We start from the raw sequence: 17,162 nt of genomic DNA on the forward strand, positions 1-17,162 counted from the left end.
CTGAGCCATGACAACCCGCGTGCTTCTGGTGGGCGAAAGCTGGACCACCTCGGAAACGCATTACAAGGGATTCGACCAGTTCGGATCGGTCCGCTTCCACACGGGCGCGACGCCCCTGCTGGAGGCGATGAAGGACAGCGATTTCCGGATCGACTACATGACCGCCCATGATGCCGCCGAGGGGTTTCCGTTTCAGATCGGTGGCTTGGCCGATTATGACATCGTGATCCTGTCGGATATCGGCGCGAACACATTCCTGCTGCCGCCCGATGTCTGGCTGCGGTCGAAAACCGTGCCCAACCGGCTGCGGATGCTGCGCGATTGGGTGGCGCAGGGGGGCAACCTGCTGATGATCGGCGGTTATTTCTCGTTTCAGGGAATCGACGGCAAGGCCCGTTGGCGCAATACGGCGGTCGAGGATACGCTGCCCGTCACCTGCCATCCCTGGGACGACCGGGTCGAGATCCCCGAGGGCGCGCAGGCGGATGTGGTCCTGTCCGACCATCCGGTCATGGCGGGCATGCCCGCCGCCTGGCCGCCGATTCTGGGCGTGAACGAGGTGATGGTCCGCGACGGCGCCACCGTCGTCGCGCGCCTGCCCGACGATCAGGGTGGCCATCCGTTGCTGGTGCTGGGCACATATGGTCAGGGGCGCACGGCGGCCTGGACCTCGGATGTGGGGCCGCACTGGCTGTCGCCGGAATTCTGCGCGTGGCAGGGGTATCAGACCCTGTGGAAGAACCTGTTCGGCTGGCTGGTCGCCCGGTGAGCCCCAGCCTCTTCCCCGGCCTAATCGCCCGCCAGAATGCCGCGCATCCGGTAGGCATCGGGAAAGGCGCTGACCGTGCCCGCCCGCCCGACCGTCCATGCGGCGGCGATGGCGGCATGACGCAGCGCGCGCGCGTCCAATGGCGACCCGCGCAGCGCCGCCGAGGCCAGCGCGACCGCCATGAAGCAATCGCCCGCCCCGGTCGTGTCCACGACCGCGCAGGGGGTTGCCGGTCCATCGATCCGGGTGCCGGGGCGCACCAGCGCGGCGCCGCGTGCGCCAAGGGTCAGCACGACCTCGGCCACGCCCTGGGCCAGCAGGCGGGCATCGCCGCCAAGGCTTGTGGCCTCGTCCTCGTTCAGGAAGGCGCAATCGACCAGCGGCCACAGATCGCCGACATAATCCTGCAAGGGCGAGGGGTTCAGCGCCGTCCGCATGCCCCGCGCCCGTCCCGCCCGCAGCGCCGCCCCGGTCGTTGCCGCACCCAGATTGCCCTGCAGCACCAGCAGATCGCCGGGCGCGGCCCTGTCCAGCGCGGCGATGGCGTGATCCGGGGTCATCGCACCGGCCGCGGCGCGCGTGGTGATCACGGCGTTTTCGCCATGCCCCGCCATCAGGATGATCGAATTGTCCGTCGCCACGCCGGGCAGGGCGATCAGCTGCGCCATGACCGGCTCGGACGCAAGGCGCGCGGCGATCTCGCGGCCCCGGGCATCCTGACCGACGGCTGCGACCAGATGGCAGGCCAGCCCCGTGCGCGCCATCGCCACGGCCTGATTGACCCCCTTGCCGCCCAGATCCTGCGACAACGCCCGGCCAAAGATCGAGGCCCCGGGGCGCGGGAAATCCGCGACCGATATCGTCTCGTCAAGGGCGGCGTTTCCGATCACAAAAGCCTTCATCATCCCATTCCGTCTCTTTGAAAGGATCGTCCATGACACTGATTTCCGACCGGCCCGCAGGCGCCATCCGCGACATCTTCGGGCGCGACAAGGCGCTGATCGGGATGATCCATTGCCCCGCCTTTCCAGGTGCGCCGCGCTATCGTGGCGCGTCGATGAACGATATCTACGACACCTGCATGCGCGATGCGGAACGTCTGGTGCAAGGGGGCATGCACGGCTTGATCATAGAAAACCACGGCGACATCCCGTTTTCCAAGCCCGACGAGATCGGCCCCGAAACGCCCGCCTTCCTGTCGGTCGTCACCGACCGCATCAAGCGCGCCTTCGGCCTGCCCATCGGCATCAACGTGCTGGCCAATGCGCCCCTGCCCGCCCTTGCCACCGCCGTCGCGGGGGGCGCCGATTTCATCCGCGTCAACCAATGGGCCAATGCCTATGTCGCCAATGAGGGCTTCATGGAGGGTCGCGCGGCCCAGGCCCTGCGATACCGCTCGGCCTTGCGGGCGGAACATGTGCGCGTCTTCACCGATGCGCATGTCAAGCATGGCAGCCACGCCATCGTGGCCGATCGCAGCATTCCCGAACTGACCCGCGATCTGGGGTTTTTCGACAGCGACTGCATCATCGCCACCGGCCAGCGCACCGGCGACAGCGCCAGCATGGACGAGATCGACGAGATCGGCAGCGCGACGCATCTGCCTTTGCTGGTCGGGTCGGGGGTGACGGCGGACAATATCGTCCAGATCCTGTCGCGTACGAATGGGGTGATCGTCGCATCATCGTTGAAGGAGGGCGGGGTCTGGTGGAATCCGGTCGAACCCGAACGCGTTCGGCGCTTTGTGGATGCGGCGCAGGCCGGGCTGTGACGGCGCGCCCGCTCAGCGACCGGATGCTGGCCGAACAGGCGCAGGCATTCGATGCGATGCTTGTGCACCCCTTCGTGCGGGACCTGGCCGCCGACCGGCTGCCGGATGCGGCCTTCGACCGCTATCTGCTGATTGAGGGGGCCTTCGTCGATACCGCCATCGCGATTTTCGGCTATGCGGTGGCCAAGGCCTGCGATCTGGACGACCGGCGCAAGCTGATCGGTTCGCTGGACGGGCTGGCGCATGGGCAGATGGATTATTTTCGCGATGCCTATGCCGGGCGCGGTCTGGCCCCGGACCCGGGCTTGCAGGCCGACCCGCGTGTCGCCGCCTTTCGGGACGGTATGCTGGCCATCGCCCGGGACGGCGATTTCGCCGATATCCTGACGGCGATGTTCGCGGCGGAATGGATGTACTGGACCTGGTGCGATGCGCATCGATGTGCGCGGTTGGCCGACCCGATCCGGCAAGGCTGGATCGACCTGCATGCCGCGCCAGAGTTTCAGGCGCAGGCTCGCTGGCTGCGCGACCGGGTGGACCGGATCGGCACGACCCTGCCCGAGGACCGGCAAACGGCGCTGATCGCGCTGTTCGGCCATGTCCAGCGGCTGGAGGTTTCGTTTCACGATGCCGCATGGTCCGGGGCGGCCTGACCCGTCCCGGCAAAGGCCTGGGCCGGATCGCTGATGGGGGTCGGCGCGCGCACCGACCGGCGCCAGATCATCTGCGCGGACAGATGCACCGTCTCTGCCGCGTCCCCCTCGGTCGGGCGTGACAGCCAGGCGACGCAGGCATCGACGATGCCGCTGACGGGCTGGGCAAAGGTGGTCAGGCCATAAGCCTCCCATCCGGCCTGTGGGATGTCGTCGAACCCGATCACCGACAGATCCTGCGGGATCCGCAGACCAAAGCGGTGGCGCGCGGCATCCATGACCCCAAAGGCCAGCAGGTCGGTGACGCAGAACACCCCGTCCGGTGGATCGGCGCGGGTCAGAAGCCTTGTCCCCAAGGCAAGACCGGTATCGTAATGGGTCGGACCCTGCGCGGCGATGATCGGCGTGATCCCCTGTTCCTGCAACGCCGACAGAAACCCGCTGGCCCGGGCGGCAAGGCTGGTGGTGGCCGGGGCCGAGGTCGCCAGCGCCAGACGGGTGCACCCCGCCCGCAACAGGGTGCGCGCCGCCGCCGCCCCGGCCTGTTCGTCATCCAGCCGGACGCGGACGGTTCCGGGCAGGGCCTCGTCCCGGTTGATCAGAACCAGCCGCAACCCGTTGCGCAGGCACAGATCGGCCAGCGCGGGATCGGGCATGCCCGACAGCACGATCGCCGCATCGGTGCGATAGCCGATGGCCTGCCGCAAAGCGGCCTCGACGCTGGCATCCGAGCGGTCGGTGTTGATGATCATGGCCAGCTTTCCGGCAAGCTGCAGACGCTCGGTCAGGGCGCTGACCAGCCGGGACCGGTAGGGCGTGTCCAGTTCGGCCACGATCAGCGCGACAAGGCCGCTTTCCGCGCGGGTCAGGCCCCGGGCAAGGCTGTTGACCTGATAGCCAAGCGCCTCGGCTGCCGCGATCACCCGGGCGCGCGTCGCCGGCGCGACGCTGGCGCCGGGAGTGAAGGTGCGGCTGACCGCGGTGCGCGACACGCCCGCCGCCTCGGCCACGTCGCGGGCGCTGATGGCTGTCTTTTGCATCGCACATCTCTCCTGCGGGTCTGCCACGGGTGCGGGCTTGGTTTGCACGGCTGTGCAACACAAGCGGTCATGCCGCCAATCCACCTTGGTCTAGCGCGCCGAATTGCTTCTTGACAAGTGCGCTTGTCAGGGGCGACGCTGATGCACGCGTGTGCAATGTCGGGGAGGCAGAGCACGCCTGATGGGAGGAGACCCGAAATGACGAAAGTTGTGATCGCCCTGCTGGGCGGCATTGCGGCGACGGCAGGCACTGGGGCAGCGGCGCAGGAGCTGAACCTGATCTGTTCCGCCGATGTCGTGATCTGCGAAAGGCTGGTTCAGGAATTCGAGGGCAGCCACCAGATCGACGTGAACATGGTGCGCCTGTCCTCGGGCGAGGCCTATGCCAAGGTCCGCGCCGAGGGGCGCAATCCGCAGACCGATCTGTGGTGGGGCGGCACCGGCGATCCGCATCTGCAGGCGGCGGCGGACGGGCTGACGGCAGAATACGAATCGCCCATGCTGGCCGAATTGCAGCCCTGGGCGGTCGCGCAGGCCGAGACGTCCGGTTATCGCAGCGTCGGCGTCTATTCCGGCGCGCTTGGCTGGGGCTATAACACCGAGATTTTTGAACGACGCGGCCTGACGGCGCCCGCCTGCTGGGCCGATCTGCTTGATCCCGAACTGGCGGGAGAGATTCAGCTGGCCGATCCGAACTCTTCGGGGACCGCCTATACGGCGATTGCCACGCTGGTGCAGCTGATGGGCGAGGATGAGGCCTTTGCCTATTTCAAGGCGCTCAACGCCAATGTCTCTCAATATACCAAATCGGGATCGGCGCCGGTCAAGGCTGCGGCGCGGGCCGAGGCGGGCCTGGGCATCGTCTTCATGCATGATGCCGTGGCGCAGGCGGAAGAGGGATTTCCGATCGCCGTGGTCGCCCCCTGCGAGGGCACCGGCTATGAGATCGGATCGATGTCGATGATCGAAGGCGCCCAGAACCCCGACGAGGCGACGGTCTTTTATGACTGGGTGCTGAGCGCCGAGGTTCAGTCGATCATGCCCGAGGCCGGATCGTACCAGATCCCGTCGAACAAGGCGGCCAAGGCGCCGGAAGCGGCCCCCGATCTCGCCGATATCACGCTGATCGATTACGATTTCGCCGAATATGGCAGCGCCGAGCGGAGGTCCGAACTGCTGGCCCGGTGGGGTGCGGAAACCGGGGGCGTCGCTGCCCAGTAGGGGTCTGGCCGGGGGCGGCGACGCCCCCGGACCGTGACGCCCCCGGGCGGCGACGACAACCGGACTGGCCAAAAGGACTGACCGACATGATGCGCGACAACCGTCGTCTGGACTTTCTGCTGCTTGCTGCGGCGATCTCGTTCCTGCTGGTGCCGTGGTATCGGCTGCGCGGCGGCTTTTTCGGGCTGGGCTGGGTCGGGGATTACCTTGGCGATGACCGCATCTGGCCCGGCGTGGCGCAGCTGGGGCAATGGTGGTTGTGGCCGGTGCCGGTCCTGATCCTGCTGGCGGCGGGCTTGCGTCTGACCCTGCCGCCCGCGCGGCGGGGTGGCTGGCTGGCGATGATCGGTGCTGCGGGGATCGTCTGGATGATGACGCAGGGCCTGTCGGTGGGCCTGCGCGGTTGGAACTGGGGCGCGCTGGAGGCTTTGGGCGAGGTGGGCGGCCAGCAGGCCTTCGGCGCCGGGGCCATCTGCATGCTGCTGTGTTTCGCCGCGATGATCGCCTTTGGTCTGGCCGAGCGCGGCGCGCTGAAAGGCGATGCCTTTGTTCTGGGCGCGATCACACTGTTGATCCTGCTGGTGGCGCTGTTCGTCTTTTATCCGCTGGTGTCGATGTTCACCGGCGCCTTTCAGGATTTTGACGGCTCGTTCACCGCCGAGGGCGTCGCGCGCAATATCGGCGACCCCAATATCTGGAGCCTGGGCTGTCTGATCGGGGCAGGGGGCTGCGGCGTGGCGTGGCGCACCTTCTTTCTGGCGATCTGCACCGCCACCGGGACGACCCTGCTGGGTCTGGCCTTTGCGCTGGTCGCGACGCGGATGCGCCTGCCCTTCAAGAAGGGGCTGCGCCTGCTGACGGTTCTGCCGATCATCACCCCGCCCTTTGTCATCGGGCTTGCGCTGACGCTGATGCTGGGCCGCGCGGGTTTCGTGACCGAATTCATCGAGGACATCACCGGATGGGAACTGGGCCGCTGGCTGTATGGCCTGACCGGCATCTGGATCGCGCAGATGCTGTCCTTTACGCCGATCGCCTTTCTGGTTCTGATCGGGGTGGTCGAGGGCGTCAGCCCGTCCATGGAAGAGGCCAGCCAGACCATGCGCGCCTCTCGCTGGCGGACGTTTCGCAAGGTGTCCCTGCCGCTGATGGCGCCGGGCATCGCCAATGCGTTCCTGATCGGCTTCATCGAATCGATGGCGGATTTCGGCAACCCTCTGGTGCTGGGCGGCAATGGCGGCGTCCTGTCGACCGAGATCTTCTTTGCGGTCGTCGGCGCGCAGCATGATCCCGCCCGCGCAGCCGTGCTGGCGACGGTGCTTCTGGGGTTCACGCTGTCGGCCTTTCTGGCGCAGCGGCTGTGGCTGGGGCGGCGCAATTTCGCGACCGTATCGGGCAAGGGCGATGGCGGCCGGCATGCCGCGCTGCCGCGCCGGGTGGCCTGGCCGGTGGCCTGCATCGCCTTTCTCTGGGCCGGGTTCACGGTCTTCGTCTATGGGATGATCCTGTTTGGCGGTTTCGTGAAGACCTGGGGTCTGGATCACTCGCTGACCTTCGCGCATTACGCCCGCGCCTTTTCGGTGGGCTTCGATGGCGGGTTCGTCTGGACCGGCGTCGCCTGGAACAGCTTCTGGACGACGATGACGATCGCGATGATCGCTGCGCCCCTGACGGCCATCGTCGGGCTGCTGACCGCATGGCTGATCGTGCGGCAGCGGTTTCCGGGGCGCGGGATCTTTGAATTCGCCCTGATGATGAGCTTTGCGATCCCCGGCACGGTCATCGGCATCAGCTATATCATGGCCTTCAACCTGCCGCCGGTGCAGATGACCGGCACCGCGCTGATCCTGATCTTCTGCTTTGTGTTCCGCAACATGCCGGTTGGCGTGCGCGGCGGTGTCGCGGCGATGGCCCAGCTGGACGGGTCGCTGGACGAGGCGTCGCTGACCCTGGGCGCATCGTCGCCCCGCACCCTGCGCAAGGTCATCCTGCCGCTGCTGCGCCCGGCGATTCTGGCGGCGCTGGTCTATTCCTTCGTCCGGGCGATCACCTCGATCTCGGCGGTGATCTTTCTTGTCTCGGCCAAATACAACATGGCGACGGCCTATATCGTGGGCCTTGTCGAGAACGGCGAATACGGCGTCGCCATCGCCTATTCCTCGGTCCTGATCGTGGTGATGATCAGCATCATCGGCACCTTCCAGCTGCTGGTGGGCGAGCGTCGGTTGCGTGCCCGCGTCCAGCCCGCCCCAAGGATCAACCCCCAGGAGACCCCCGCATGACGATCCAGACACGCGGCGCCGTCGCATTCGAACAGGTGCGCAAGGATTTCGGCGCTTTCACCGCCATCCCCGATCTGACCCTGCGGATCGAGCCGGGCGAACTGGTCACCCTGCTGGGTCCGTCGGGCTGCGGCAAGACGACCACCCTGCGGATGCTGGCGGGGCTGGAAACGCCGACCGCAGGGCGGATCCTGATCGGCGGCGAGGATGTGACCCGCCTGCCCGCGAACCGCCGCGACGTGTCGATGGTCTTTCAATCGTACGCCCTGTTTCCGCATATGAGCGTGGCGCAGAACGTCGCCTATGGTCTGGAATCCGGTGGCATGAAGGGTGGCGCCGTGCGCGACGCCATCGAAAGGGGGCTGGATCTGGTGGGCCTCGGCGGTATGGGCGCGCGGCTGCCGTCCGAGCTGTCCGGCGGTCAGCAGCAGCGGGTGGCCGTCGCCCGCGCGCTGGTGCTGGAGCCGCAGGTTCTGTTGCTGGACGAGCCTTTGTCCAATCTGGATGCCCGGCTGCGCCGCCGGGTGCGGACCGAGATCCGCGAATTGCAGCAGCGGCTTGGCTTTACCGCCGTCTATGTGACCCATGATCAGGAAGAGGCGCTGGCCGTATCGGACCGGATCGTGGTGATGCAGGACGGGCGCATCGCCCAGCAGGGCCCGCCGCGCGAGTTGTACGAACAGCCCGCCTCGGATTTCATCGCCGATTTCATCGGGGAATCCAACGTGGTGCCCTGCACCGTGGAAGGTCTGGCCGAAGGGGCGGCGACGGTCCGTGTCGGCGGTCTGGTGCAGCAGGTGCCCGCGCGCCATGCCGTGCTGGGTCCGGCGCGGCTGTCGGTCCGCGCCAATGCGATCACCGTGCAGACGGGGCAGGGGCCGTTCATGGGCCGCATCGCCACCTCGGCCTATCTGGGCGATCATCTGGAATACGAGATCGAGACCGCGATCGGTCCGCTTTTCGCCATTGACGCCGAAGGTGATGCCCCCTTGTCGCCCGGCACCCCCGTCGCCCTTGGCTTTCGCCCGCGCGGCCTGGCCCTTATCGCCTGAAGGACATCATGCAGATCACCGAACTCACCCGCCGCCTCGAGGTCGCCGAGGCAATCGCCGCCCGCGCGGGCGCGCTGGCCCTGCGCTATTTCCACGACCGCGACAGCCTGCATATCGAGGCCAAGCGAACCCTGCAGGACATGGTGTCCGAGGCCGATCGAGAGGTCGAGACCCTGATCCGCGACGCCCTGTCCGCCGCCTTTCCCGGCGACGCGCTGCTGGGCGAGGAACATGGGATCAGTCCCGGCACCTCGGGCCTGACCTGGGTGATCGACCCGATCGACGGCACCGCACCCTTTCTTGCGGGCCTGCCCGGCTGGTGCGTGTCCATCGGCGCCTGCGATGCGGATGGTCCGGTGATCGGGGTGATCGTGGCGCCGGTTCTGGGGGAAACCTTCACGGCGGCCCGCGGCGTGCCCACCCGGCTGAACGGGGTCGCGGTGCGCGTGGCCGACCGGCTGGACCTGACCACCGGGCTGTTGGGGATCGGCGCGAATGACCGCGTTCCCGCGCCCAAGGTGGGGCTGATGCTGGCCGATCTGATGGACGCGGGCGCCAGCTGGACGCGCTATGGCTCGGGTGCGCTGATGCTGGCCTGGGTCGCCGCCGGTCGGCTGGTCGGCTATGTCGAACCAAGGATGAGCGCGTGGGACTGCATGGCCGCCTATTGCCTGATCGAACAGGCGGGCGGGCAGGTTCTGGCCTTTCCGCTTGGCGAGGCGATCACCCGCCCCGCCCCGGTGGCGGGCGCGCGTCCCGGCACCTTCGACGAGGTGCTGCGCCTGACCCGGGTGGATGATATCGCCTATTGGGAGGGGTAGCAGACCTCTATTGGGCGGCTTGGGTCGGCTCCCTGCCGGCTGCTGTGGCTCGGTTCAAGCGGCATTGTCCGTCCGTCGCGACGCCGATGATGATCCGGATCGTCTGGTCCGGTCCGGCCAGGGCGGCCATGAAGAAAGTCCGTTTTTCGACGGCCCCCGCATCCACTGACGGCGAAGGACGCCGCTTCGCCAGCGGGCGGGGCCGCGCGCCCCGCCCGAAGGATGATCAGCCGAACAAGGCGTTGCAGATCAACAGCATGGCCAGCGACGATCCCCAGGCCAGCGTGGTCGGAACCGACCATAGCAGCATCTGATGCTTGGCCTGCTTGACGCCCAGCATGCGGTTGATGACCCAGAAATAGCTGTCGTTGAAATAGCCGAAGACCATCGAGCCGATCGCCGCCGCCTGCGCGGCAAAAACCATGTTCACATCCGGCATGCCCACAAGGATCGGGGCCGAGATCGACGCCCCGGTGATCATCGCCACCGTGCCCGACCCCTGGATCAGACGCACCAGCGACGAGATGACAAAGGGGATCAGCACAGCCGGAATGGCCAGCCCGGCGACCGCCTGACCGATCACGTCGCCCGCGCCGCTGTCGCGCAGGACCGAACCAAGCGCTCCGCCCGCGCCGGTGACCAGCAGGATGATGCCCGCGCTTTCGACGCCCTGTTCCATATAGCCCAGAACCTCGTCGCGGGGACGGCCCGGCAGCAGGGTATAGATCGACACGAGCAGGCCGATGGCGACCGCGATCACCGGATTGCCAAAGAACGACATCGCCTGAACGGGAAAGCTGAGTGCCAGATCGGGATTGTCCGATGCGGTGACGATGGCCGTCGCAAGGGTGTTCAGAAAGATCAGCACGATCGGCAGGGCAAGTGGCAGAACCGACAGGCCAAGGGACGGCAGCACCTTCTGACGCTCGTCCACCGCATCCTCGAACTGGCGATAGGTGGCGGACAGATCCTCGCCCGTGTCGGTCAGGATCATCCGCTCGATCCGCGGACCCATCGCGCGGGCATAGAACACGATGACCGCCATGCCGGGAATGGTGAAGATGACGCCCCAAAAGATCATCAGCCCCAGATCGACGTCAAAGATACCCGCGACGCCCAGGGGGCCGGGGGTCGGCGGCACCGCGTGATGGGTCAGCATCAGACCGCCCGCCAGCGCGATGCCAAGCGTCAGCACAGATTTTCCTGACGACCGGGCCAGCGCCTTGACCAGCGGCGACAGGATCACGAAGGCACTGTCGCAGAAGATCGGGATCGACACGATGTATCCGGTCAGGACCATCGCCCAGTCCTCGCGCTTCTTGCCGACCCACCGGATCAGCGAATAGGCCATCTGTTCGGCGGCGCCCGACACCTCGAGGATGCGGCCCATCATCACGCCAAAGCCGATGACCAGACCGATGGTGGACAGGGTGCGGCCAAAGCCGGTGGTGATCGAGGTGATCACCTCGGCGGGCATCATGCCGCCGATCAGCCCCGAGACCGAGGCCGCGATGACCAGCGCGATGATCGCGTGGACCTTGGTCTTGACGACCAGAAAAATCAGCAGAAAGATCGCAAAGCCCAAGCCTGCGATCAGCTGGAACTCCATTCCGGGTTCAGCCATGGGGTCTTCCTCCACTGCGCCGTTGCGGGCGCCTCCAGTTAAGAACGGGGGTCAGCGATCGGCCAGAAACTGGCGCAGGATCGCGTCGAAATCGCTGTCGGCGCCGAAACCCAGGGCGCGCGCGCGGGTGACGTCAAAGGCGCCGGGCCAGCTGCAGACGATCGCCTCGATGCGCGGATCGCGGGTCAGCGCGACGCGGGCGCGGGCACCCGCGCCCACCAGCTTTTCAAGGCTGTCCAGCATCTGTGCGGGCGTTGCGGTGATGCCGGGCATGTCCATCACCCGGCTCAGGCCCAGATCATCGGCCGGGATGCGGCCCGCGCGGACCAGATTGTCCACCGCCACGCCGGGAGAGCTGATCCACAGCCGCGTGTCCAGCGGCACCGGGCATTCCGAGGCCTGCCCCGCGACCGGTTCGCGGATGATCCCCGACACAAAGGACGAGGCGGCGGAATTGGGCGCGCCGGGGCGCACGCAGATCGTGGGCAGACGAACGGTCAGCCCGTCGACGAACCCCTTGCGGCTGTATTCGCTGACCAGCAATTCGCCGATGGCCTTGCCGCAGCCATAAGAGGATTGCGGCATCAGAACCATGGTCGGGGGCACGATGTCGGGCATCTCTCCGCCAAAGACCGCCAGAGAACTGGTAAAGACGAAGCGCGGCGGGCGGGCCTGTTTGCGGCATTCTTCCAGGATCAGGCGCGTGGCATCGACATTGATATGCAGGCCGGTGTCGAAATCCTGTTCCGACTGCCCCGACAGGACGGCGGCAAGGTGATAGACGATATCCGCCCCGCCCTGAAACGCCTGCGCCACCGCTGCGGGATCGTCGATCGATCCAATCAGGCTGGTCACCCGCGCGTCATCGACCGGGCAGGCCACCCGGTCCAGCGAGACGATGCGGTCCGCCCCGTCCGCAAGCAGGGCCGCGATCAGCCGCGCGCCCAGAAATCCGGCGCCGCCGGTGACGATGATGGTCATGTCTGTCCTCCTTCGATATCGGGGGCCAGGATCACCTGCAGCCCCATGTCGTTCAGCGCGCGGACGGGATCGGCGTCGATGCCCGCATCGGTCACGACCGTGTCAAAGACCGACAACGGCAGGATGTTCATCGCCGCCACCGCGCCGTATTTCGTCCCGTCCGACACCAGCACCGCGCGCCGCGCCTGCTGGACGGCGATCCGCTTGACCGGGCCCTTGGCCTCGGACGGGGAACTGAGCCCCGCCACGGTCCAGGACGAGGTCGAGATGAAGGCGATGTCATAATTGAACCGCGCCAGCGCCTCGGATGCAGGCCCGCCGACGCAGGATTGGTTGGCCCGTTCGACCAGCCCGCCGCTGTGATACAGTGTGCAATCGGAATGCGTGGACAGCCAGGCGCAGATGACGAAATCGTTCGTCACCACCGTCAGCCCCCGCCGCCCGGCGATCTGGCGCGCCAGTTCCAGAAGCGTCGTCCCGGCATCCAGATAGATGACCATGCCGTCCTGCACCAAAGCCGCCGCCGCCTGGCCGACGGCGCGCTTTCTGTCGGTGTTGATCGCCGCCTTTTGCAGATGCGGCAGCTCTTGCGCCAGTCTGCGCGACAGGCCGACACCCCCGGTGACCGAGGTGACGCGCCCGGTCTCTTCCAGCGCCTGAATGTCGCGGCGCACGGTCATGTGCGACACGCCAAGACGATCGACCAGATCGGCGATGCTGACGATGTCGCGTTCGGCCAGACAGGACAGGATGAACTGCTGGCGTTCGGCGGGGATCATCGGCCGACCGTCACAGAACGGGGCGCAGATAGGGCGCCGCCCAGCCCAGGCCATCCTCGGTCCGGCCGCGCGGATTGTATTCGCAGCCCAGAGGCTCGGTGAAACCGGCGCGTTCGAAGGCCGCGAAGATCTCGGGATAGGCCAGCTCGCCCGTGTCGGGTTCGTGGCGGTCGGGGACGCCCGCGATCTGGACATGGCCATAGGCGCCGCGCAGACGCTCGATCCGGCGGATAATGTCGCCGTCCATGATCTGGGTGTGATAGACATCGAACTGCAACAGCACGTTGCGCCGGTCCAGCTGCCCGATCAGCGCCAGCGTGGGATCCTGATGCGCGATGAAATAGCCCGCCACGTCGCGGCTGTTCAAAGGCTCGATGCTGACCGACAGGTCGGCGGCGGCGGCCATGTCGGCGGCCTCGCGCATGTTCCGGATCCAGACCGCCTCGCAGGCGGCACGGTCGGGCTCGTCCGCGGTGATGCCCGACATGACATGGATGCGCGGACAGCCCAGACCCTTGGCATAGGTGACGGCCTGTTCCACGCTGGCGCGGAATTCGGCGCGTTTGGCGGGACGCGCGGCAAAGCCCCGTTCGCCCGCCGCCCAATCGCCTGCGGGGGCGTTGATCAGCGTCAGCCGCAGCCCGTTGCGGTCCAGCCGGGTCTTCACCTCGGCGATGGGATGGTCATAGGGGAACAGGAATTCCACCGCCTCGAATCCCGCGGCCCCGGCCCGGTCGAAACGGTCCAGAAACGGGGCGTCGGTGAACAGCATCGACAGGTTCGCGGCAATCCGGGTCATCTCAGTATCCTCCGCCCAGTTCGGCGATCTCGGTTTCGGTCAGGTAGTGGCGCTTTTCGCCGCGCAGGATGAAGTCCAGCTTGGCCGTCTCTTCCAGCTCTTCGGCATTGTTCACGGCATCGTCGATGTCGCGGCCCAGCACGACGACCCCGTGCGAGGCCAGCAGAAAGGCCTGCGCCGTGCTGCCCGTCGCCGCCGCCGCAAGGTCCAGCCCGATCTGCGGCGATCCGGGGCGGGCATAGGGGATCACCGGCATCTGGCCGATGCGCATGACGTAATAGGGCGTAAAGGGCCGGATCGCATTGTCGCGCGGCAGATCGGGCAGGCAGGACAGCGCCGTCAGCCATGTCGAATGCAGATGCACGATCGCCCCCGCCTTGGGCCGCACATCGTAAAGCGCACGGTGAAAGGCGAACTCCTTGGACGGTTTCGGCCCCGGCAGCGGTTCGCCATCCGCGCCGATGACCGACAGATCATCGGCCGACAGTCGCCCCAGAGAGCTGCCCGTGGGCGTCACCGTGAACCCGCCATCCGCGTTGCGGACCGACACATTGCCCGCGCCGCCCACCGAATAGCCCCGGTCGAACAGGCTTTTGCACAGCATCACCATGCGATCTGCAGCACTCATGCGGGCACCTGCTGCGCGTCGGTGAAAAATGTTTCCGCGCCGAAATTCCCCGATTTCAGGGCCAGCGACAAGGGCTTGTCCAGCGCACGCACCCAAGGCACGCCCGGCGCGATCTGCGGGCCGATGGCAAAGCCGGTGACCGCCAGCGCCTGCGTCACCGCGCCCGAGGTTTCACCCCCCGCGACGATGAAACGGGTGATGCCCCCGGTCGCCAGATGCCCGGCAGCGGCGGCAAAGCTGCGTTCCACCGCGTCCGAGGCAGCTGCGCCGTGCTGCGCCTGAATCTGGCGCAGGCGATCGGGATCGGCGGTCGCGGTGATCATCGGCGCCGGGTCGCGGGGCTGATCCAGCACCCAAGCGGCCAGTTCAGCGCCATAACCCTCGGCATCGGCCAGACAGCGGTCGACATCCACCGCCATCACGGGCGCCAGCGCGCCATAGGCCGCGACCTGCCGGTTCGTCATGACCGAGCACGACCCCGAGATCACGACCGCAGGCCCCGCCAGCGGTGCCCCGGCGTCCTGCGCCTGCGCCGCAGCCCCGCCAGACACCGCTCGCGCGATGCCATATCCCAGACCCGATCCGCCGGTGACCAGGGCCATGTCGCGCACGGCCTCTCCCAGTGTCGCCAGATGCGCGTCGCTGATCGCGTCCAGCACGACATAGCGCACCCCATCGGATCGCAGCGCGGCGATGCGGTCGCGCACGGCCTGCGCGCCCTGATCCACGGTGACGGCATCGACCAGACCGCAGCGGCCCTGCGCCTGCGCCTCCATCAGCCGGATCAGGCTGCTGTCGCGCATCGGCGTGATCGGATGATCTCGCATGCCCGAATCCTGCAGCAGATCCTGGCCCACGAACAGATGGCCCAGATAGACGGACCGCCCGTTGACCGGCAAGGCGGGGCAGATCACCGTGATGCCGCTGCCCAAAGCCTCCATCAGCGCATCGGCCACCGGGCCGATATTGCCCGCGGCGGTCGAATCGAAGGTCGAACAGTATTTCTGATAGATCTGCGCGCAGCCCCGCGCCCGCAGCCAGTCCAGCGCCGCCAGACTGTCCGCGACCGCCTGATCCGCCGGGTTCGACCGGCTTTTCAGCGAGATCACCACAGCATCGGCATCAACCTGAACATCCGCGCCCGGCACGCCGATCATCTGCGTGGTGGTCAGCCCGCCCGCGACCAGAAAGCCCGCGATATCGGTCGCGCCGGTGAAATCATCCGCAATGACGCCGATCTTCATGATTGGCCCTCTGGCAGAGTGATGCCCGAAAAGGTCTTGATGACCGCGCTGTCATCTTCGGCCCCGTGGCCCATGTTCGAGGCCTGTTGGAACATCGCGAAGGCGGTCGAGGCCAAGGGCAGCGGAAAGCCAAGTGCCCGTCCGGTTTCCGTGACCAGTCCCAGATCCTTGACAAAGATGTCCACGGCGGATGTGGGCGTGTAATCCCCGTCGACCACATGCTTCATGCGATTTTCGAACATCCAGGAATTGCCTGCCGCATTGGTGACCACGTCATACATCATGTCCAGCGGGATGCCCGCGCGCGAGGCCAGCGCCATCGCCTCGGCGCCGACCGCGATATGAACACCGGCCAGCAGCTGATGGATGACCTTGACCGTCGCGCCCTGCCCGATATCGGGCCCGATGCGATAGGTCTTGGCGGCCACCGCCTCCAGCACCGGGGCCAGCGCGTCGAAGGCCGCGTCGCTGCCCGACGCCATGACGGTCATCGCCCCCTGCGCGGCCTTGGCCGAGCCGCCCGACACCGGCGCATCCAGCATCAGGATGCCTTTGGCCTCAAGGTCGCGACCAAGGGCGCGGGCATCTTCGGCCGATTGCGTGCAGCTGACCATGATCGCGCCGCCGGGCTTGACCCGCCCGGCCAGACCGCCGGGCTGCAGGATGACCTGCCGCGCCTGCGCCCCGTTCACGACCAGAACCAGGAATGCGTCGAAATCACCGCTCAGCTGGCCGATCGAGGCCGCGGTCGTCGCGCCCTGCGCCGCCAGCACGTCCCTGCGACCGGCATCCAGATCGATGCCGCTGGTTTTCAGCCCCGCGCGCAGGCAGGACGTTGCGGCGCCCATGCCCATCGCGCCCAAACCAACCACGCATATCTCGAAGTCCGACGACCGGCTCATGATGGATCCTCTTCCTGAACGGTGCCCGATAAACGGGATCTGATCAAATATTCACAACAATTATCATTTTGCAACACGAATGTCGGCAGGGGCTTGTCAGGGCGGGCAGGTGGCGCTGGATGTCGTCCGGCGGATCGCGACCGCTTGCTGTCGTCGGGGCCGCTGCCCGTCCCCGGCACCGCATAACGGTCTCCCCGGTGATGTCCCCCCGGAAAGGATAGGTGGAGATCGACAATTGACGCTCTGTCAGGTTCAATGGTCGCTCAACACGCGCCGCAATGGTAAAGTAATACCGCCGCGTGGCGTCCGACCCGACGTTTCCCTTGGGCTGCGACAACGCCGCCCAAGTCCAGCGGGACGACGCGCGGCGCGTGGATAACAGCAGGTTCATCTTGGATGTGACGATGCCGTCCAGATTGCGGATGCGGCGCAGCACCTCGTTCAGTTCTGCCAGTGACTGCGCCGAAATCTCGACCACCAGATCCTATTGGCCATCGAGGATTTCAGTGCCCCGCGGCATATCCACCAGCGCCTGCGCGGCACGGCTGTCTTTCACGATCTGGTCCCGATCGGTCGCGCGGGCCCGGTGGCGTGAT

General features: G+C 66.9%; 17 protein-coding genes. 7 read left to right on the forward strand and 10 right to left on the reverse strand.

Features of this window, described 5'->3' with window-relative positions; translation table 11 throughout:
- The first annotated feature begins 7 nt into the window (after positions 1-7).
- Complete coding sequence (locus EG885_RS09555) at positions 8-769, forward strand: glutamine amidotransferase (protein ID WP_131574253.1); 762 nt, start codon at positions 8-10, stop codon at positions 767-769.
- A 20-nt stretch (positions 770-789) separates the two neighbouring features.
- On the opposite strand, the gene EG885_RS09560 is transcribed toward EG885_RS09555, so the two are convergent.
- The gene (locus EG885_RS09560; protein WP_242679592.1) at positions 790-1,674 is read right to left on the reverse strand and encodes a PfkB family carbohydrate kinase; all 885 of its coding nucleotides are present in this window, start codon (positions 1,672-1,674) and stop codon (positions 790-792) included.
- Positions 1,675-1,703: 29 nt separating this feature from the next.
- Between EG885_RS09560 and EG885_RS09565 the strand changes: the two genes are divergently transcribed.
- Entirely contained in the window at positions 1,704-2,540 is an 837-nt protein-coding gene (locus EG885_RS09565; RefSeq protein WP_131574254.1) for a BtpA/SgcQ family protein, read from the forward strand.
- Positions 2,537-3,193: a TenA family protein gene (locus EG885_RS09570; RefSeq protein WP_242679593.1), complete on the forward strand. Its 657-nt coding sequence runs from the start codon at positions 2,537-2,539 to the stop codon at positions 3,191-3,193. Before EG885_RS09565 ends, EG885_RS09570 begins: the two co-directional genes overlap by 4 nt.
- Here the strand turns inward: EG885_RS09570 and EG885_RS09575 are convergent.
- Entirely contained in the window at positions 3,163-4,233 is a 1,071-nt protein-coding gene (locus EG885_RS09575; protein ID WP_131574255.1) for a LacI family DNA-binding transcriptional regulator, read from the reverse strand. The two genes, EG885_RS09570 and EG885_RS09575, sit on opposite strands and share 31 nt — an antisense overlap.
- A gap of 198 nt (positions 4,234-4,431) precedes the next feature.
- On the opposite strand from EG885_RS09575, the gene EG885_RS09580 reads away from it, so the two are divergent.
- The 4 genes from EG885_RS09580 (at position 4,432) to EG885_RS09595 (ending at position 9,609) form a co-directional block, all read left to right on the forward strand.
- A complete protein-coding gene (locus tag EG885_RS09580) occupies positions 4,432-5,454 on the forward strand; it encodes an ABC transporter substrate-binding protein (protein WP_131574256.1) in 1,023 nt (340 codons plus the stop codon).
- A gap of 86 nt (positions 5,455-5,540) precedes the next feature.
- Positions 5,541-7,736 (forward strand): ABC transporter permease, encoded by a 2,196-nt coding sequence (locus EG885_RS09585; RefSeq protein WP_165571097.1) that lies wholly within the window; start codon positions 5,541-5,543, stop codon positions 7,734-7,736.
- Entirely contained in the window at positions 7,733-8,788 is a 1,056-nt protein-coding gene (locus EG885_RS09590) for an ABC transporter ATP-binding protein (RefSeq protein WP_131574257.1), read from the forward strand. The genes EG885_RS09585 and EG885_RS09590 overlap by 4 nt, the downstream gene beginning before the upstream one ends.
- A gap of 8 nt (positions 8,789-8,796) precedes the next feature.
- Entirely contained in the window at positions 8,797-9,609 is an 813-nt protein-coding gene (locus EG885_RS09595; RefSeq protein ID WP_131574258.1) for an inositol monophosphatase family protein, read from the forward strand.
- 226 nt (positions 9,610-9,835) lie between these two features.
- Here the strand turns inward: EG885_RS09595 and EG885_RS09600 are convergent, their stop codons facing one another.
- Genes EG885_RS09600 through EG885_RS09635 form a run of 8 tightly spaced genes read right to left on the reverse strand, consistent with a single transcriptional unit; the run spans position 9,836 to position 17,044 of the window.
- A complete protein-coding gene (locus EG885_RS09600; protein ID WP_207392250.1) occupies positions 9,836-11,233 on the reverse strand; it encodes a GntP family permease in 1,398 nt (465 codons plus the stop codon).
- Between the two features lie 51 nt (positions 11,234-11,284).
- Positions 11,285-12,214 (reverse strand): D-erythronate dehydrogenase, encoded by a 930-nt coding sequence (gene denD, locus EG885_RS09605; RefSeq protein ID WP_131574259.1) that lies wholly within the window; start codon positions 12,212-12,214, stop codon positions 11,285-11,287.
- Positions 12,211-12,993 (reverse strand): DeoR/GlpR family DNA-binding transcription regulator, encoded by a 783-nt coding sequence (locus tag EG885_RS09610; protein WP_131574260.1) that lies wholly within the window; start codon positions 12,991-12,993, stop codon positions 12,211-12,213. Before EG885_RS09610 ends, denD begins: the two co-directional genes overlap by 4 nt.
- A gap of 10 nt (positions 12,994-13,003) precedes the next feature.
- On the reverse strand, positions 13,004-13,792 hold the full coding sequence (gene otnI / locus EG885_RS09615; protein ID WP_131574261.1) for a 2-oxo-tetronate isomerase: 789 nt from the start codon (positions 13,790-13,792) through the stop codon (positions 13,004-13,006).
- A 1-nt stretch (position 13,793) separates the two neighbouring features.
- Positions 13,794-14,420, reverse strand: a complete 627-nt coding sequence (gene otnC / locus EG885_RS09620; RefSeq protein WP_131574262.1) for a 3-oxo-tetronate 4-phosphate decarboxylase — start codon at positions 14,418-14,420, stop codon at positions 13,794-13,796.
- The gene (gene otnK / locus EG885_RS09625) at positions 14,417-15,664 is read right to left on the reverse strand and encodes a 3-oxo-tetronate kinase (protein WP_278248477.1); all 1,248 of its coding nucleotides are present in this window, start codon (positions 15,662-15,664) and stop codon (positions 14,417-14,419) included. Before otnK ends, otnC begins: the two co-directional genes overlap by 4 nt.
- Entirely contained in the window at positions 15,661-16,566 is a 906-nt protein-coding gene (ltnD, locus tag EG885_RS09630) for an L-threonate dehydrogenase (RefSeq protein WP_131574264.1), read from the reverse strand. Before ltnD ends, otnK begins: the two co-directional genes overlap by 4 nt.
- A 43-nt stretch (positions 16,567-16,609) precedes the next feature.
- Positions 16,610-17,044 carry a hypothetical protein gene (locus tag EG885_RS09635; RefSeq protein WP_131574265.1) on the reverse strand — a complete coding sequence of 145 codons (435 nt, stop codon included), beginning with the start codon at positions 17,042-17,044 and terminating at the stop codon, positions 16,610-16,612.
- Positions 17,045-17,162 lie beyond the last annotated feature (118 nt).

The sequence above is a fragment of the Paracoccus nototheniae genome (genome assembly GCF_004335005.1).
Lineage (GTDB): Bacteria > Pseudomonadota > Alphaproteobacteria > Rhodobacterales > Rhodobacteraceae > Paracoccus > Paracoccus nototheniae.

Bases quoted from the DNA above. Each gene is read 5' to 3' on its own strand.
- EG885_RS09555 (WP_131574253.1), top strand. From the start codon at position 8: ATGACAACCCGCGTGCTTCTGGTGGGCGAAAGCTGGACCACCTCGGAA.
- EG885_RS09560 (WP_242679592.1), bottom strand. From the start codon at position 1,674: ATGATGAAGGCTTTTGTGATCGGAAACGCCGCCCTTGACGAGACGATA.
- EG885_RS09565 (WP_131574254.1), top strand. From the start codon at position 1,704: ATGACACTGATTTCCGACCGGCCCGCAGGCGCCATCCGCGACATCTTC.
- EG885_RS09575 (WP_131574255.1), bottom strand. From the start codon at position 4,233: ATGCAAAAGACAGCCATCAGCGCCCGCGACGTGGCCGAGGCGGCGGGC.
- EG885_RS09580 (WP_131574256.1), top strand. From the start codon at position 4,432: ATGACGAAAGTTGTGATCGCCCTGCTGGGCGGCATTGCGGCGACGGCA.
- EG885_RS09585 (WP_165571097.1), top strand. From the start codon at position 5,541: ATGATGCGCGACAACCGTCGTCTGGACTTTCTGCTGCTTGCTGCGGCG.
- EG885_RS09590 (WP_131574257.1), top strand. From the start codon at position 7,733: ATGACGATCCAGACACGCGGCGCCGTCGCATTCGAACAGGTGCGCAAG.
- EG885_RS09595 (WP_131574258.1), top strand. From the start codon at position 8,797: ATGCAGATCACCGAACTCACCCGCCGCCTCGAGGTCGCCGAGGCAATC.
- EG885_RS09600 (WP_207392250.1), bottom strand. From the start codon at position 11,233: ATGGCTGAACCCGGAATGGAGTTCCAGCTGATCGCAGGCTTGGGCTTT.
- denD (WP_131574259.1), bottom strand. From the start codon at position 12,214: ATGACCATCATCGTCACCGGCGGCGCCGGATTTCTGGGCGCGCGGCTG.
- EG885_RS09610 (WP_131574260.1), bottom strand. From the start codon at position 12,993: ATGATCCCCGCCGAACGCCAGCAGTTCATCCTGTCCTGTCTGGCCGAA.
- otnI (WP_131574261.1), bottom strand. From the start codon at position 13,792: ATGACCCGGATTGCCGCGAACCTGTCGATGCTGTTCACCGACGCCCCG.
- otnC (WP_131574262.1), bottom strand. From the start codon at position 14,420: ATGAGTGCTGCAGATCGCATGGTGATGCTGTGCAAAAGCCTGTTCGAC.
- otnK (WP_278248477.1), bottom strand. From the start codon at position 15,664: ATGAAGATCGGCGTCATTGCGGATGATTTCACCGGCGCGACCGATATC.
- ltnD (WP_131574264.1), bottom strand. From the start codon at position 16,566: ATGAGCCGGTCGTCGGACTTCGAGATATGCGTGGTTGGTTTGGGCGCG.